Annotated in this window: 10 protein-coding genes; 2 read left to right on the top strand and 8 right to left on the bottom strand. The window is 45.1% G+C overall.

Features of this window, described 5'->3' with window-relative positions:
• Positions 1–114: 114 nt before the first annotated feature.
• From BCT49_RS25025 to BCT49_RS25015, 3 genes are all read right to left on the bottom strand, one after another.
• Positions 115–2,397 (bottom strand): acyl-CoA dehydrogenase, encoded by a 2,283-nt coding sequence (locus BCT49_RS25025; RefSeq protein ID WP_004734682.1) that lies wholly within the window; start codon positions 2,395–2,397, stop codon positions 115–117.
• A 55-nt stretch (positions 2,398–2,452) separates the two neighbouring features.
• Positions 2,453–3,082: a TetR/AcrR family transcriptional regulator gene (locus BCT49_RS25020; RefSeq protein ID WP_054546579.1), complete on the bottom strand. Its 630-nt coding sequence runs from the start codon at positions 3,080–3,082 to the stop codon at positions 2,453–2,455.
• A gap of 443 nt (positions 3,083–3,525) precedes the next feature.
• Positions 3,526–8,049, bottom strand: a complete 4,524-nt coding sequence (locus tag BCT49_RS25015; RefSeq protein ID WP_102439042.1) for a VCBS domain-containing protein — start codon at positions 8,047–8,049, stop codon at positions 3,526–3,528.
• A gap of 308 nt (positions 8,050–8,357) precedes the next feature.
• On the opposite strand from BCT49_RS25015, the gene BCT49_RS25010 reads away from it, so the two are divergent.
• Positions 8,358–9,665, top strand: coding sequence for a TolC family outer membrane protein (locus tag BCT49_RS25010; RefSeq protein ID WP_102439040.1), 1,308 nt, complete (start codon positions 8,358–8,360; stop codon positions 9,663–9,665).
• Positions 9,665–10,276, top strand: coding sequence for an OmpA family protein (locus BCT49_RS25005; RefSeq protein ID WP_102439038.1), 612 nt, complete (start codon positions 9,665–9,667; stop codon positions 10,274–10,276). Before BCT49_RS25010 ends, BCT49_RS25005 begins: the two co-directional genes overlap by 1 nt.
• A 257-nt stretch (positions 10,277–10,533) precedes the next feature.
• Here BCT49_RS25005 and nhaA read toward each other — a convergent pair whose 3' ends face one another.
• The 5 genes from nhaA to BCT49_RS24980 all read right to left on the bottom strand — a co-directional run bounded on the left by nhaA (position 10,534) and on the right by BCT49_RS24980 (position 17,711).
• Positions 10,534–11,697 carry a Na+/H+ antiporter NhaA gene (gene nhaA / locus BCT49_RS25000; protein ID WP_029223633.1) on the bottom strand — a complete coding sequence of 388 codons (1,164 nt, stop codon included), beginning with the start codon at positions 11,695–11,697 and terminating at the stop codon, positions 10,534–10,536.
• 273 nt (positions 11,698–11,970) lie between these two features.
• The gene (locus BCT49_RS24995; RefSeq protein WP_102439036.1) at positions 11,971–13,107 is read right to left on the bottom strand and encodes a lipocalin-like domain-containing protein; all 1,137 of its coding nucleotides are present in this window, start codon (positions 13,105–13,107) and stop codon (positions 11,971–11,973) included.
• Between the two features lie 2 nt (positions 13,108–13,109).
• On the bottom strand, positions 13,110–15,563 hold the full coding sequence (locus BCT49_RS24990) for an ABC transporter permease (RefSeq protein ID WP_102439034.1): 2,454 nt from the start codon (positions 15,561–15,563) through the stop codon (positions 13,110–13,112).
• Positions 15,544–16,215 carry an ABC transporter ATP-binding protein gene (locus tag BCT49_RS24985; RefSeq protein WP_017108235.1) on the bottom strand — a complete coding sequence of 224 codons (672 nt, stop codon included), beginning with the start codon at positions 16,213–16,215 and terminating at the stop codon, positions 15,544–15,546. The genes BCT49_RS24990 and BCT49_RS24985 overlap by 20 nt, the downstream gene beginning before the upstream one ends.
• A 122-nt stretch (positions 16,216–16,337) precedes the next feature.
• On the bottom strand, positions 16,338–17,711 hold the full coding sequence (locus tag BCT49_RS24980) for an MATE family efflux transporter (protein ID WP_102439032.1): 1,374 nt from the start codon (positions 17,709–17,711) through the stop codon (positions 16,338–16,340).
• Positions 17,712–17,717: the final 6 nt, after the last annotated feature.

The following is a 17,717-nucleotide window of genomic DNA, read 5'->3' as shown; positions in this document are numbered from 1 at the left end:
GAGCACTCAACTGATAATTGCTGACTAAGTCACCATTTGTTAACGCTTCTATTGAGACTTCTACAACAAAAACAAAAAAGGCACCTGATTAGGTGCCTTTTAGCATTTCGTTATCTAAGCAACGCTATTTAGCTTAGGTTTTAACTCTTTTCGCGTCAAAGTTTCACTAAAGTCATGACTGAAGTGGTCAACTTGAATCGCTGTGTAACGCAGTTTATCAGCAGCAACAATTTGGTCGACTTCTTCTTGCGTTAGAACATCGGCAGCAAGTGCCTGAGCTAGTTTGTCTGCCAGCAAGCCTTTACGAGCCACTTTGCCTTCTTTCACTGCTTTGAAGATCTTACGCTCTAGAGGCTTGATGCTGTACATCGCATTGAAAGCGTTCTCCATAAGGCCAACACTATCATCCTCTTCCTTGCCGATGTAGCAAAGGTGAGTCAGACGTTCACGGTGCGCACCCGGAGTCATCAAGCTTTCTGCTAGTTGAACTGTTAGGTTATCACTTGGTTTTTCGAAGTGGTTACCTACAGGGAAAACTAGACCTTTAAGTACTTTACCAACCATCTTGTTCGGGAAGTTACGGTACGCTTCTTGTAGTGATTTAGCCGCATTGTGGAAACAGTGCTGAACCGCGTAGTGTACGTAGTCTAGGTCAGCTTGTTGGCGACCTTCGTCTTCATACTTCTTAAGCGCAGCAGAAGCCATGTATAGGTAACTTAGACCATCACCTAAACGTGCAGAGATAAGCTCTTTACGTTTCAATTCGCCACCTAGCGTCAGCATTGCGAAATCCGCACTGACTGCAAGCGCACGGCTCAAACGAGTCAGATCTTGGTAGTACGGCTTAGTTGGGCCGCTCATGTCGGCTTTAATAAACTTAGAACCCGTTAGTGCCGCACCAAAAGCGCCGAAGGTGTTTTTAGTTGCGTGTGAGATGTGCTTGAACAACAAGCTATCAAAGTCTTTTGCACCTTGCTTCTCATCTGGGTTCGCTGCCGCTTCCATTTCGCTCAATACGTATGGGTGACAACGTGTCGCACCTTGACCGAAGATCATCAGGTTACGAGTTAGGATGTTCGCGCCTTCTACTGTGATAGCCACTGGAATACCTAGGTAAGGTGCAGCCAAGTAGTTCATTGGACCATCTTGGATTGCACGACCCGAGTGGATGTCCATTGAGTCATTCAGAATAGTACGAGCCATCTCTGTCATGTGATACTTCGCGATTGCCGTTACGATACCCGGCTTCTCTTTCATATCAAGTGAAGTGGTTGTCAGTGTACGAGTCGCTTCTAATAGATACGTTAAACCACCAATACGGCCTAAGCTCTCTGCAACACCTTCAAATTTACCAATCGACATACCGAACTGCTTACGAACATAAGCGTATGCGCCGGTCGTTTTCGCTGTTAGGTGGCCCATCGCCGTGCCCAGTGCTGGTAATGAGATACCACGACCTGCAGACAGACATTCCACCAGCATACGCCAGCCTTTACCTGCGTAATCTGCGCCACCGATTAGCCATTCCATAGGAATAAATACATCGTGACCGCGCGTTGGACCATTCATAAACGCAAGACCAAGTGGATCATGACGCTCACCAATCACAACACCTTCGTGGTCAGCTGGGATAAGCGCACAAGTGATACCAATGTCTTCTTTGTCACCAAGCAGCTTCTCTGGATCATGCAGTTTGAAAGCCAGACCAAGTACCGTTGCCACTGGTGCTAGCGTAATGTAACGCTTGTTCCAGTTAAGTTTGATACCTAGTGTCTCTTTACCTTCGTGCATGCCCATACACACAGTGCCGACATCAGGGATACCACCCGCATCAGAACCCGCTTCAGGGCCTGTTAGTGCGAAACAAGGGATATCTGTGCCGTCAGCAAGACGTGGTAGCCAGTAGTCTTTTTGATCTTGAGTACCGTAGTGAGACAGTAGCTCACCCGGGCCAAGAGAGTTTGGAACCATTACCGAAACCGCAGTACTAATACTACGAGTTGCAATCTTGGTTACGATTGTAGAGTTGGCGTGCGCCGAAAACTCACGACCGCCGTACCCTTTCGCGATAATTAGCGAGAAGAAACGCTCTTTGCGTAAGAAGTTCCAAACTTCCTCTGGAAGGTCTCGGTCTTCTTTCACAATTTTGTGGTCGTCAAGCATAGCGAGCAAAGTTTCAAGCTCATTATCCATGAACGATTGCTCTTCTGCTGTCAGCTGAGGTTTTGGGTACTGGTGAAGCTTAGTGAAATCTGGTTTACCAGAAAACAGCTCTCCGTCCCACCACACGCTACCCGCTTCCATCGCTTCTTTCTCGGTGCTAGATAGTGGTGGTAGTACTTTTTTAAAGAGTTTAAAAGCTGGGTCACTTACCCATTTTTGTCTTAGAGAGCTCATAGTTCAGATCCTTTTGTTCACTATATTGTTTGTGAATATTTTGCTTTTTATTGTTTTATTCTTTTGCTGACATGCCAGCGGCCAAATATGGAATGAGAATATCGACCACTGCCTTAGCATCTATCTTTCTGTCATAGTCATTCTCTGCAATTTCTATCAGAGCCTGGCTAGATGCCATGGTGAATACACAAGTCCCTAGGGTGAAGTGCAATCGCCAAAATAACTGTTCTTGAGTGAGGTTCGGGTTGGCTTTCATTACTGAGCTGGTAAACAGGGTCAGTACTTCGCTGTAGCGAGTGGTAATGAACCAACGCAAGTGACCTTGCACATCCGTATAACCTCGACCGATGAGTAACATAAATCGACTCGTACCATTTGGCCTTACATCATTCAGTGCTCTTAGCGGCTGTCTTAAAGACTCAAACACGTCACTCATAGAATACGTTTCGTTCAAGTTTAAGTTCACTAAAGCGTCTTGCAGTGCAGGCATAAATGCTTCTAAGTATCGATTTAATACGGCACGAACCAGAGTCTTCTTATCGCCAAAGTGGTAGTTCACTGAAGCAAGATTGACATTGGCTTTACCCGTAATGGTGCGTAAAGAGGTGTCATTAAAACCGTGCTCAGCAAATAAGCCTTCAGCCACATCTAAGATTTTGTCTTTGGTTGTACTTCTTGGTGCCATTTCAATCACTCGTATTAAACAACTGTTTGAAATATACGCTTAGTACATTTATTTAACAAGCAAGCAACATCACATTTTCACAAATTGGTCGTACCAGTTAATCGCTTTATTCACTAACCGATTGAATCGATGCATGTTTACAAAAAAAGGAAAAATTAATGAATTTTCTGGGAACTGAAATAGAAATGGAGGGTCATAAATTAAGTAGAAAACAGAGTATTTAGAAGTTTAACAGGCCGTCAAACTTGTCTCTCCCCTGCTTTCTTAATTACTGCATTTTTCCTTATTAACTCCTATACTTGTATCCGCCCAAACCGTGTTGGTTTGGGCTTTTTTTTTGCCTATGATTCAGGCAACTTTTCTTCGGTTACTACTGGGCACAAAAAGCCCCCGAAACCGAGGGCTTTCATTACGTTAAGCCATAGAACACTTCACGATACCGACTAAGCGGCATCGTTTTTGATAAGTTCTCCCAATATCGCAAGATCACTACCAAGATCAACCGAAGCGCCCATCTCCGTAGCAATCCCTTCTACTACGATCGTTTGAACGTCGACTCCACCATTGATTGGAATAGACAAAGCAATGTCTTCACCATCGACCGAGACTTCAATCATATCAAGCAATTCTGCCATTTGAGTTTCGTCTTGTGGGTCTTCAATGAGATCATTGAGGTCAATTAAATCACCAGAGCCGTTAGTATAAAGCTCAAAGTCTTTAATGATGTCTGTACCGTTGTCGAGCGCGGAGTCTAACCAAGTAAAGATATTGTCCTCACTATCACCAATCAATAAATCATTGCCAGCAGCAGCAAACAGCGGTTCGTTACTCGCAGCACTGATCACGTTGTATAGCTGTGGTTCTTCAGTATCAACTGTCACCGTTTCGACTGTACTTTCAGCGCCACTTGAATCTACTGCGACATAGTCAAACTGAGGATCATCGGTTACTGCCTCGTTTCCTTGGACATAACGCAGCTCCCAATTACCACCAGAAGATGAAAGCTCCATACCAACAATTGGATTACTAGGTGACGAGTAGCTGAACTCGTACAGAATCTGCTGGTTGCCTGTATCGCCTTCGTCTTTTTGGTATTGCTCGCTAGCTGTAGTCCCGTCAGCAAAGGTGTAAGTAACTTCAATATGTACACTGCTATTGGTATTGAACTCTCCTCCCATACCATCTAACCCAAAATGAACAACTTCAAGTGGGTTGTTGGTAAAGTCGATGATCAAGGTCTCCTGCATGTTCATACCTTTACCATCAGTATCACCAATCCCATAACCAACATGAGGCTGCTCGCCTTGATACTGTTTAAGTGGCTTATCATTATTATCTTCGATAGATAATGTAATAGTATTGCCGTTAGCTAAGGTAATCAGCCTTTCTGTTGGAGATACCGCCACTCCCCAGTTATAGAACCCATCAACAAGGTCAGGCATGTCCTCAGGATCGCCACTGAAGCCCATTTCAAACAGCTCTCCAGGCCCGGCAACAAAACTAATATTGTTTGGAACAAACAGCACACCACTATCCACATCGGACTGCACTATTCCCCTGGTGTCTCCATTTTCATCGGTATAAAGAAGGGTGCCACTGGTTGGCAAGGTGTTAATACGAACATTTAGAGGTATCTCATTGTGATCATCTTCTATATCTGAGATGTAATCAGGCATGCCACCATCTTCAGAGTCGAACAAAATAGGAATCACGGCATCGTCATCATTGACCACCACAAAGCTTGTTGCTTCAGGGGCATCGTTGACACCATTAATCGTTATTTCGATGACATGTTCAACACCATCAATTGCAGTGACCACATAGTTCTCAATAACGGTGTCGTCGTCACCGAGATATTGAACGGCATCATTATCAACAACATAACTCCATGCGCCCTCAGGGGTGATAGTTAACATACCTAATGCTAGTGCATAGGTTGAACCTACAGGTGTGAATACACCATTAGGTTTAAAGGCCGGCATATCACTGGTGTCAACATCGGTAATCGTGAGCGTACCCGACGTCATGAGTTCGTTGGTCTCTAAGTCGACATTCAAGTCTTCGGTCACTTCTCCCTTATCCGAATCGCCTTCACCAACGGTGATTTTAGATGGGTCATCCGCACCATTGATGGTGATCGTGACTTCGCTTGTGGTGCCGTCTGTTGCACTCACCGTGTAGATCTCAGTAACGGTTTCGTTTTCATCAAGATACTGCACAGCGTCATTGTCGACGGTGTAGGTCCACTCACCGCCAGACGTAATGGTCAGTGCCCCGAGAGGCATCGCATTAGTTGAACCGGAAGGTTTGAACGCACCAGATTGATTAAAGGCAGGTGTATCGTTTGTATCTGGATCGCTAATAGTTAATGAACCTGTTGTTTCAAGATTATTGGTGTCTTCATCGACATCCACATCTTCGGTCACATTACCCATATCACTATCACCTTCCCCAACAGTGATCTCAGACGGATCTTCCGCACCGTTAATGATGATGGTCACTTCGCTAGTGGTGCCGTCTGTTGCACTCACCGTGTAGATCTCAGTAACCGTTTCATTCTCATCAAGATATTGCACCGCATCATTGTCGACAGTGTAGGTCCACTCACCGTCAGACGTAATGGTCAGTGCCCCGAGAGGTATCGCATTAGTTGAACCGGAAGGTTTAAACGCACCAGATGGATTAAAGGCAGGATTATCACTGGTATCTGGGTCACTGATAGTCAGCGAGCCTGTTGTTTCAAGCGTGTTCGACTCATCATCGACATCCACGTCTTCCGTAACGCTACCCGTATCACTGTCACCTCCACCAACCGTAATTTCCGATGGATCTTCCGCACCGTTGATAATAATCGTTACTTCACTGGTGGTGCCGTCTGTTGCACTCACCGTATAGACCTCAGTAACCATTTCATTCTCATCAAGATATTGCACCGCATCATTGTCGACAGTGTAGGTCCACTCACCATCGGACGTAATCGTCAGCGTCCCGAGAGGTATAGTATTCGTTGAACCGGAAGGTTTAAACGCACCAGATGGATTAAAGGCGGGATTATCACTGGTATCTGGATCACTGATAGTCAGCGAGCCTGTTGTTTCAAGCGTGTTCGACTCGTCATCGACATCCACGTCTTCCGTAACGCTACCCGAATCACTGTCACCTTCACCAACAGTGATCTCAGATGGATCTTCCGCACCGTTAATGGTGATGGTCACTTCGCTAGTGGTGCCGTCTGTGGCACTCACCGTATAGATCTCCGTGACCGTTTCATTCTCATCAAGATATTGCACCGCATCATTATCGACGGTGTAAGTCCACTCACCGTCAAACGTAATGGTCAGTGTTCCGAGAGGTATCGCATTAGTTGAACCGGAAGGTTTAAACGCACCAGATAGATTAAAGACGGGATTATCACTGGTATCTGGGTCACTGATAGTCAGTGACCCTGTTGTTTCAAGCGTGTTCGACTCGTCATCGACATCCACATCTTCCGTCACCTCACCCATGTCAGAGTCACCTTCACCAACAGTGATCTCAGACGGATCTTCAGCGCCATTAATGGTGATGGTCACTTCGCTAGTGGTGCCATCTGTGGCACTCACTGTATAGATCTCAGTAACGGTTTCGTTTTCATCAAGATACTGCACAGCGTCATTGTCTACGGTGTAGGTCCACTCACCGTCAGACGTAATGGTCAGTCTCCCGAGAGGTATCGCATTAGTTGAACCCGTGGTGTCAAAAATGCCGTTTGGGTTGAAGGCAGGTGTATCATTGTCATCAACATCGGTAATGGTTAAAGTACCGGACGTCATTAAGTTGTTGCTCTCTTGGTTAACCTCGACATCTTCAGTTACTTCACCTGTATCCGAATCACCCTCTCCTGCGGTTATGTCAGATGGATCATCCGCACCGTTAATGGTAACGATCACTTCGCTTGTTGTGCCGTCATCTGCCGTCACGGTATAAATCTCTGTAACGAACTCATCGTCGTCTAAGTACTGAACGTCATCGTTGTTAACGACGTAAGTCCAAGCACCATCAGGGGCTATAGTTAACACGCCTAGTTGTGATTCATTCGTCGAACCTTCAAGGTTAAACTCACCGTCAGGTAAGAAAGTAGGAGTATCACCGTCTACGTCGGTGATCGTAACTTGTCCAGAGGTGACTAGTTGGTTGGTTAGTTCATCGACATCTACATCCTCAGTCACACTGCCTGCATCATCTGCAGCAACTGCCACATCATCAGTACCAATAATGGTGACTGTAATAACTTGCTCACCTCCATCAGAAGTTTGTACTGTGGTTGTATCTTGAATTTGCTCACCGTCGGCAAGTTCGTCAAATGGACTGTTGGCTACAAAGGTCCATGTTCCATCTTCGTTGACGACAAAGCTCCCTAACCCATTATCCCCTTCCACACTTTTAGCGATAAAGGTTATACCCGGCTCCTCAATGGTTAAGGTCCCCCCAGTTTCAATAGGCTCGTCACTTTCAAACTCAACAACATTAGCTTCTCCTGACACAAGCGCAAAAGCTATGATGTCAAAAAGAGTAATACTTTGAGTTTCTGACAACCCTTGAGACTCAAGCCCGTCAGTTTCAAAGTTTGTCGCAGCTTGAGTTTCAGCCCCGGTACGTTCAATCCTACCGCTGTTGGTTAAACTTGAGCCTTGTTCACCCGCAGCTGTATCAAACTCATCTCCTAATTCCGTTGGATCAAATCCTTCTTCGATAGCACGTTGTACTTGAGCGATTGCATCATCAGTATCTAGCACATTTTGTTGGCCCTGGTTATCTACAAATCGTGCAGAAACACTTGGCACACTTGCTTCACTAGAATCGAAACTGATGACTACATCACTGGCAGCTGGCTGTTCGCCCGGAGACAAACGTCTAACTTGGCCTTGAGCGTCGAGCACAACACTGCCGCTAGCAAGGCCTAGTATGTTTAGGTTGAAGTTTCCCATAGCTAAGTTCCCACTTCCTCTACCCAGAACAAACCACACGCTAGCTCACTCCCAGCTCTGCGTTATGGCTGTCGCATACAGTAAATTTAGTATCGACACTATTGACAATCAACTCACTAAGATGGGCGCGCATATGACTATTTTTAAATTAGTCAATAGCAATAGCGACTTACCATCAAAAAAAACAAACAAACTTCGCATTTTTTTACAGATGTCCTAAGCTTCTTTAATACAGTCTGTGTCTCAACAAAGCAGAAAATACTGCTACGATATTGATCGAAACATATAAAAGTAGAAGGAGAGCTACTTTGAAATTGTTTAAGTTATCCATGGTATGCTGCTTCATTGCAGCGGCCCCAGTCGCCTCTCAAACTTTGGAACAATCTGTTGCTATCACTTTGGCGACCAATCCTGAGATCAAAAGCATCTTTAACGAGTATGTGAGCGTCAAAAAACGAAATGACGCTGCTGGTGGTGCTTACCGACCTAGTATCGACCTTGATGCAGGTATTGGTTACGAAGGCATAAACCCTGCACCGAACAACGGCCCAGATACAGACCTTACAAGAAAGGAAGCTACGATCTCCCTGACTCAACTGTTATGGGATGGTTCATCAACTCTAAACGACATTGATCGTACTGCCGCAGAAGCAGAATCTGTTCGCTTACAACTGTTAGCGGATGCCGAAGACAAAGCGCTAGAGGTCACCCAGATCTATTTAGACGCAGTAAAAGCCACTGAAGTTTTAGCCCTTTCGGAAAGTAACCTTGCTATCCACAAGAAAATTTATAAAGACATCAAAAAGCGCGCTGTGTCAGGCATAGGTTCAACTGCTGATGTATCGCAGGTAGAAGCTAGGATCGCAAAAGCTCACGGCAACTTGTTAGCCGCACAGAACAATCTAATCGATACCCATACCCAATTTCGAAGAGTGGTCGGTCAGGAACCACTAGGCTTGGTTTACCCAAGAGCCGATATTTCTATGATTCCACTGTCATTATCAGACGCCTTAGTTGATGCTTTGGACCAACATCCAGTCATCAAAGTCGCTTCTGCAGATGTCGATTCAGCGCATTTCCAGTACAAACAATCGAAAGGTGTTAACTACCCTACTTTCTCTATCGAAGCGTCTCAATCATGGCGTGATGATGCGGGTGGCGATGAAGGTTCGAGCCAAGAAACGTTGGCAATGCTGAGAATGCGATACAACTTGTACAACGGTGGAACAGACAGTGCTAATTCTGAAGCCGCTGCTTATCAACTAAACAAAGCGAAAGATCTTAGAGACCGAGCTTATCGACAAGTAGAGGAAGGCCTTCGCCTTTCATGGAGTGCCTTAGATCTAACACTGCAACAAAAGAACTTCTTATCTGATCATGTTGATTCAGCTTCGGAGACCGTTATCGCTTATGAAAAACAATATCGAATAGGTAAACGTACTTTGCTCGATCTACTCAACACCGAGAACGAACTATTTGAAGCCCGTAAAGATTATCTCGATGCGCATTACTCTGAGCAGTACGCTAAGTACCGTGTAATGAACGCAACAGGTTCTTTATTGAATGCTCTACTGGTCGACATTCCAGAAGAGTGGACAACGGCCGTGGAGTATTAATGATGAAAATAACTTACTTACTACTTCCCGTATTATCGATGACTTTATTTGCCTGTTCTAATCAGCAGGAAGAAGACTACATCGAGACACCTGAAGCGGAGCAAATTTCTGACCTGCAAGACGATGACAAAGATGGTGTGGTAAACGCACGAGATACCTGCCCTGGTACACCCGAAGGTTCTCAAGTGGATAATGTGGGCTGCGGGGAAACTATTCGCTCGCAAGAAGTCAGACAGTTGAAAATCCTTTTTGCAAACGACTCTTACGAAGTTAACCCGATCTTCTCTGACCAAATCACAACCATGGCGGAATTTTTAGAAACTTATAAAAGTGCATCGATTGAGATCCAAGGCTACGCCAGTAAAGTAGGCTCCAATGAGTACAACTTAGAGTTATCAAAGAAAAGAGCTCACCACGTGGAAGACGAATTGCTGTCGAATGGGGTCGACTCAAGCCGCGTTAGGATTGTCGGCTATGGGGAAGAACGTCTGGAAAGTGATGGCGATGATGCCACTGCACACGCTCTAAACCGTAAAGTAACCGCGACAGTAGTCGGACTCGATGAACAAATCGTAGAAGAATGGACTATCTTTACCACGCTAGAGAAATAGAATAACACTGTCACAATAGTTCTTATACGCAAATGTTGGACGGAGATAGGAAGACAGGACAGCGCTGACTACCAGAAGGATTATCAAAGAATACTGACAAGGTTTGTTGTAAGGACACAAGATCAATAAAGCCGTGATAGGGTTACCCATCACGGCTTTTTTGTTCTTTGTCATCACATGAGACTCGTAGTAACTCATGTGATCAATTCTTGTTGTTCATTAAGTGGGCTGGCTTGTTTAAGCGAGCCCGTTACTGATTACAGTTTTACTTCTTGCTGCTTAGTCTTCGGTAAAGAAATACTTAGTAGGAAGTAACCCAGTATTGCTGCTGTCGTAGAGCCCATCAAGATACCTAGTCGAGCGAACGTATCGAATTCTGCGTTCGTTGGACCAAATGCCAGTGAAGAGATAAAGATAGACATTGTAAAGCCGATACCACACAACACAGAGACTGCGAAGATGTTCATGAAGTTCACGCCTTCAGGAAGCTTAGCTATGCCCATTTTCACTGCGCCCCAGCTGAATAAGAATATACCCAGTGGCTTACCAACCAGTAGACCCATCGCGATACCCAAAGGTAGCATTCCGGTTAGGCTTGATAGAGAAATGCCTTCCAATGAAATACCTGCGTTTGCAAATGCAAAGATTGGCAGGATGGCAAAAGCAACGTACGGGTGCAATGCATGCTCTAGGTGTTTGAGAGGAGAACGTTCCCCTTTGTTACCCTTGAGTGGAATAGCAAAACCAATCACTACACCAGCCAATGTTGCGTGAACACCAGATTTCAATACTGCGAACCACAGAATTGCACCGACAATCAAATAAACACTCAGCTTCGTCATATGTTTAGCATTCATCATAAACAGGACACCTGTTGCGATAAAGCCAACCGTTAGAGCAAGCGTTGAAAGATCACCTGAGTAGAACAATGCAATGATAACAACAACACCAAGGTCATCGATAATTGCTAGAGCCAGTAGGAACACTTTCAAACTAACTGGTACACGATTACCAAGTAGTGCCATGATACCCAATGCGAATGCGATATCTGTTGCTGCTGGGATAGCCCAGCCTTGTAATGCTTCTGGGTTACCAGAGTTGAATAGCACGTAAATAAGTGCAGGAGCTAGCATACCGCCCACAGCTGCGATAGCTGGGAAGATTGCTGTCTCTTTAGACTTTAATGCGCCTTCTAAAAGTTCACGCTTAACTTCTAAGCCGATTAGAAGGAAGAAGACAGCCATGAAGCCATCATTAATCCAATGAGATACAGACATACCAAGAACGTAGCTGTGTAGAACGCCTTGATACATTTCGTTCAGTGGTGAGTTTGCTACAAACATTGCGATCGCCGCAGCGATGACTAGTATGATGCCGCCAGCAGATTCCATTTTAAAGAAGTCACGGATGACGTCGGTCATGATTTCGCCCTTATATTTATTATTTAAATAAACGAATAACAAAGAATAACCACGAGTGTATAGACAAGCCCAATCGATAGATAATCACTTCTTTGGATGTTTAACTTCGGTTTTTCCTACAAATACTAAACAATACGTCGTATATTCCATAATGTTTTTACGTATTATGAATTAAGTATAGATGAGAACCCTAAAGCTGTATGCAGATTTAATTCAAGTATGGAGGGTGCTACAAATATAAAAAAGGCTATCAAATGATAGCCTTAGGTGTATTTAGTAACCGGTGAGTTGCATGAAGCCTGTTGCTTCATGACTGCCACTTGCCATGATTGGCCCTTCCCAATACGGAATCAAAAAAGGAAGCCACATATCTCGGCGCTTGATACGGGTAGTGAGGTTGATATTGTGCCCAGGGACGTTAATTATCCACTGAAGAGGCATTCTTCGCCCATTAAGCAGCGTTGTATTCTGCAAAGGCTTAATAGATATGTCGGATTCAGTCAGCTGAAAAACCTTGCCTGAGCGAGTGGCGAGAGTTCCAAATACATAAGGCATCTGTTGGTTGTGGCGGTAACGATTAACGCTCAATGCTGTGCCGTCATCTAAGTTAAAGACAAACCAATCCCACCCTTGTTGACCGACGCCAACTAAGCCGCTTCCCCACTCTTTATGAACCCATGCCGTTCCTTCAACTTCCTTGGCAACGCCATCGAGTTGCAATGTACCGGTCAAAGATAAGAAAGGAGCACTGAAATTGTAAGAAGCAACAGGCAACAAATCGTGTTTTTTCTGATAGCCATTGTCGCCATTGAGCACATAAGGCCCTTTCGCAACCGTATCTAACTCGAGACCAAACGTATCCGTATTCACTTGAAGTCGCCCCGGAAACGGCGTGTTACCTAGCGCTCGCCAATTCCAGTTATCAATCCAGATTCTAAAGGGACTGTTCGTCATTCCCGCCTGACCAATACCACCACGTGCTAAACGCTGCTCTTTCCACACTTTAGAGTCAGAAGAGATGACGACATTTGAAATATAGATTTGTGGACTTTGCCATCCGGGAGTTTCACGTTCATCCGTTGCGATGCGGAAAAAACTCCACTGCACCGAATACTTCTTTCCATCACTCCCTTTTAAAGAAGCGAAGTAATGCCACCACTCATGTTGAAATTCAGGGTGGAACTGGAAATCACGGGGTAGAGAAACGCTTCTGTCAGGCAATACAGGCTCGAACACGTTAAAGTGCTCACTCACTAATACAGAATTAACCTCGTTAATGCCCTTATCACCTACGTCAACAAAATAGGAATAATAAGCCCACACGCCTAGGAGTGCGCCGAAGAAGCTGATCAGTAGAATAGAAGAGACAAAACGATGTCTTAGTTTTTTTGAGCCATTGCGTTGAAACATAATTAAAGCGCATCCCTCAATGACTTCATCGGTGTATTTCGGATCATTCTCATCACTGGTAAAGCACCAGCGAGCATTAATGCTGCCATCGCCCACGCAAAAGTCACTAAGTAATCCCATGGGATCACTTGTAACTCGAGTGACCACCCAAAAGACTGCTTAATGACAATATCAACGATCAAACTTGCTAACGCTAAACCTAATGGCACCGCAATCAAAGACGAAATAAGCCCAAACACAAACAACTGTAGGCTGCCGGTAAATATCAGCTCTTTGGCTGAGACCCCTAAACAGCGTTGAAGTGAAATATGTCTTTGACGAGAGACTTCACCCGCGACGGTCGCGAAGAAAATACCAAATACCGCAATCACTAAGGTAATGTTACCCAGAGTATCAGCAATCGCAAAGGTTCTATCGAAGACCCGCATCGCTTGGCTGTGAATATTGTTGTTATCAAAGATACGTTCGGACCCTAACCTAAACACACTTTCTAAACGACTGCGTAAACCAATGGCATTCACATCGTCTTTTAATATCACGCCTAACCCAACATTGCCTCGACCTGCAAACCCATATAGCCAATTGCGATGCGACATCATGACCTGATGATATGGATTCCCATAATCATAATAAACACCGACAACCTGCCAACCCGAGCCAAGACTGTCATGCAGATCGATATAATCGCCGGGACGAATACCCAACTTGAGAGACATTGATTCGCTGATCAACACCCCTTTAGAATGATGTAAATGATACCAATAGTTTGGAATGCCGAGCTTGATGGTCAGCGCTTCTAGCTCGCCTTCTGAAGGCCCAGTACTGACCACTTGAATACTCCCCTTGGCAGAAGAGACATCTTTTTCCCAACGCCACCACACTGAATCAACTTCAGGCTGTTCTGACAACCAGTTACTCATGCGAGCCGCTGCATTGTTGGTCGGGTAGATATAAAGGTCTGCGGCCAAACGTTGAGTTAACCATTTATCTGTGGTGTCTCTAAAGCTACCGACCATGGTTTCAACGCCAATATTCGCCGATAACGCCAGCATAAAGGCCATGGTAGCAACACCACGGTAGCTCATACTTGATGCTGCGTCAGCGAAGAACCAACGAGCACGAACCCAGCGTAATGAATAAGACAAGCTATTGAACAGCTTCCACATCAGGAACGGCGTAAACAGAGCCACACTCACGAGCATAAGCGCGATAATGGCAAAGCCAGACTCTTGTGTTTGTGGCGCTTGATAAACGGCTACAGCAGCGACCAAGAAGCCACAACCAATCAATGCTTGCCAAGTAAATTCAGTACCCGCAAAGCGCATCAAAGATAAGCGTGATGACAAACGAATAGGTTGAGATTTAAGTAAGCGAACCAACGGCCAAGCGCAAGCTAGGAAAGCACCTAGTAAGGCCATCATTAAGCTATAACCGCTCCAGCGCCAATTCCAATTGATGGTTAAACCCACATTGGCATCGTAAAGGTCGCCTAAGCTTGAAGAAACTGCCGGTAACAGTTGGTTAGCCAGCATCACACCGAAGATGTTGCCGCACACCCAACTCACTAGCACTAAGATCAGAAGTTCTAAACATAGCGCTTTAGCCAGTTGCCAACCAGAAACGCCTGTCTGCCTTAATATTCCGACCAATGGCTGACGTTGAATAAATGACAATGACATCGCTTGATAGAAGATAAACAAGCCCACGACAAACGACAGCATACCCATCGCCGTTAGATTTAAGTGGAAAGCACTAGTTAGAGATTCCAATTCAGCTTTTGAACTGCGAGAAATCGTCAGTCCATTAGGCAACATATTCTTAAGGCGTTCTAACTTCTCAGGAGGCATATCTGAACAAGCAATAACAGACAGTCCAGCGCTACGTTTCAACATTCTTAACAACGAGATATCTGCGATCAATCGTGTGCCGTTAATGAGGTTGTTTTGATCAACAACAACAGGCCCAAGTTCAGAGCCGTCCAGAAGAGGAATATAGTCACCATTCTTCCATTCCATATGCTCAGCAAGATCATCGCTGACAAGAATTGGGTAAGGTGGCTTCATGAGGTTTAATGTTGTGAGATCTTTTAGCGCAACGCCCGGATGCAACTGAAGCATAGACACAGGGTCCAAGCCAATAAGCATGAAGTTTGCGCCATTTTCATCAGTGATACGGTGGTGATCAAAAGGAGAACACTGTTGAAAGCCTTCGCGGCGTAGCTGGATATAAAAACCTTGAGGGATCTTATTGGCGTTGTGCTTAGGGCGAATACGATATGGAAGAGGATTCGAAAACAGTTTTTCGCCGTGAGCATAACTCTGCTTAGCGTGCTGATTGATTGCGGTAACACCAACCAGTAATGATACGCCGAGGGTTAAACCAAGCCATACCAAAATAATTTGAAGTGGGTAACGTCGATAATGACCGAGTAGCGCTTTAACTACGGGCCATAACATGCAGTTGCCCTCCCTGTAGACGAATACGTCCGTCCATATGCTGCGCCACTTTTTCACTGTGAGTAACAAGCAACAGAGTACATTCCAACTCACGAGCTAAAGACGTCAGCAAGCGCATTACCGCTTCAGCATTACGTTCATCTAAACTGCCTGTAGGCTCATCGGCTAATAGGATTTTAGGTTCCATGTACAAAGCACGAGCAATGGCCGCACGCTGTTGTTGGCCACCAGAAGCTTCTTCAGGATAACGTCCAAGCAAAGGCATAAGGTCTAAAGCAGAAAGGATTTGTCGCCAAAGCCCCTTGTCTTCAGGTAAGCCTTTTAATTGACGGCAAAAACGAATGTTGTCGGCAATATTAAGCGTTGGTAGCAAGTTGAATTGCTGGAAGATATGACCAATGTTGTTTCGACGATAAGCAGTACGATTACGTTCTGTCGAATCGTGCATATTGAAGTTTGGGAAAGCAATTTCGCCTGAGTCTGCTAAGTCTAGACCTGCAATAAGATTCAGTAATGTACTTTTACCAGAACCGCTTTCTCCCATTAATGCCAGCTGGTCACCTTGGTTTAATGTTAATTCAGCACCTTGCAAAACAGGGTGAAATTCCCCCCCGTCGACATAGCCTTTACATAGGTCTGACAGCTTTAACATTAAACAGCTCGCATTAGTTAGAATTTGGAAGGAGAATCTACACTAATTCCCTGTTAGGAGGAAGTATTTTGAAAGATAGATCACATGCCAACGATAAAGTGATGCGATTGGTGCGCCCTACTTCAACTTCCTATTAAGTTTTTGATCCATTTTCTTGTTTTCATACGATAAAGCGACCCACCCCACTTAAGCACTTCTTCAGTGAGGAAAAGCAGATATACCCACTCAGGTGGAAACTTTAGGTAGATAGCGGCAATCGCAGCCAGCGGAATACCGATCACCCACTGAGCAATCACATCTTGATAGAGGCAGAACTTCACATCACCGCCCGCTCTTAATACACCAACAATGACCGTCAGCGGTACCGAGCGAATAACAATACCCACGCTGAGAATCAAAATGAACTTCTCTGAAAGCGCTCGGGTTTCTTCTGTCAAAGCGCTAAAGGCGTTCAGTATTGGCGTTTGTACGAAATAGAGAAAAATCGCGACCACGATACTGGTCAAGAAACACAAAATCGTTAAACCTAGTGCTTGATAGTAAACCGCTTCATTGTTCTTCGCGCCAAGCTGATTACCCACCAGAACCGCTGCCGCATTCGAAAGGCCAATCAGTAAACTCAATGAGATAGACTCAACCGGCGTCATCACAGAAAGTGCAGCTAAACCTTGAACGCCCGATTGCCCCATGATTGCGTGGTAAGCAAACAAGCCACCAGCCCATGCTAAGAAGTTAAACGTCGTCGGAAGCGACAGCTTTAAGAAGCGAACCACTTTTTCTATCGAAGCTGCCGCTTTTATATCGCAGAACTTGAATGCCAATAAATGCTTTGAACAATAAAGGTAGCCAAATAAGGTCGCCACTTCGATTGCACCACTCAACACTGTCGCAATCGCCGCACCTTTGATTCCAAGAGCAGGAAAGCCCAAGTTACCAAAAATCAAAACCCAGTTTAGAAACACATTCGATAGAATTCCGATACCACTAAAGAACGTGCTCAAACCCGGCTTGTGCATCGCTCTTAAGCCAACAGACATACTGCTGACACAAGACACGGCTAACATGCTAAATGAAGTAATCACGATGTAGTCAACACCAAGGCTGATGACTTCTTGTGAGTCGGTCGTCACACCCATGATTTGGCTTGGGAATGATATAAAGAACACAATAGTCAGCAACGCAAACAACGTAGACACTAACCAAGTTAACGCCGTACTTTCTCTGACACCCTGCTTGTTGCCGGCTCCCCAATATTGCGCAGTCAATAACGCACCACCCGTGGTTACGCCCACCAGCATAATGGTCGTGACAAACATGGCTCTACTCGCCACACCCACCGCAGCAATATCAGCTTCACCCAGTTGCCCTAACATCAGCACATCCACAAGTCCTCGACTTGAGAACATAATGCTCTGCAAGGTGATAGGCAAAGCAATCGCAATAAGCCTACGAACAAAATCACCTCGAGTGTGATGGATAATTGAAGAGAGCAACATATAGAG

This window comes from Vibrio lentus, assembly GCF_002875945.1.
Taxonomy (GTDB): Bacteria; Pseudomonadota; Gammaproteobacteria; order Enterobacterales; family Vibrionaceae; genus Vibrio; species Vibrio apostichopi.
Note: the sequence above shows the minus strand (reverse complement) of the source record. Positions and strands in the feature narration are given on the sequence as shown.

Coding starts and splice junctions, on each gene's coding strand:
- BCT49_RS24980 (WP_102439032.1), bottom strand. CDS start 17,711: ATGTTGCTCTCTTCAATTATCCATCACACTCGAGGTGATTTTGTTCGT.
- BCT49_RS25015 (WP_102439042.1), bottom strand. CDS start 8,049: ATGGGAAACTTCAACCTAAACATACTAGGCCTTGCTAGCGGCAGTGTT.
- BCT49_RS25020 (WP_054546579.1), bottom strand. CDS start 3,082: ATGGCACCAAGAAGTACAACCAAAGACAAAATCTTAGATGTGGCTGAA.
- BCT49_RS25025 (WP_004734682.1), bottom strand. CDS start 2,397: ATGAGCTCTCTAAGACAAAAATGGGTAAGTGACCCAGCTTTTAAACTC.
- nhaA (WP_029223633.1), bottom strand. CDS start 11,697: ATGACCGACGTCATCCGTGACTTCTTTAAAATGGAATCTGCTGGCGGC.
- BCT49_RS24990 (WP_102439034.1), bottom strand. CDS start 15,563: ATGTTATGGCCCGTAGTTAAAGCGCTACTCGGTCATTATCGACGTTAC.
- BCT49_RS25005 (WP_102439038.1), top strand. CDS start 9,665: ATGATGAAAATAACTTACTTACTACTTCCCGTATTATCGATGACTTTA.
- BCT49_RS24985 (WP_017108235.1), bottom strand. CDS start 16,215: ATGTTAAAGCTGTCAGACCTATGTAAAGGCTATGTCGACGGGGGGGAA.
- BCT49_RS24995 (WP_102439036.1), bottom strand. CDS start 13,107: ATGTTTCAACGCAATGGCTCAAAAAAACTAAGACATCGTTTTGTCTCT.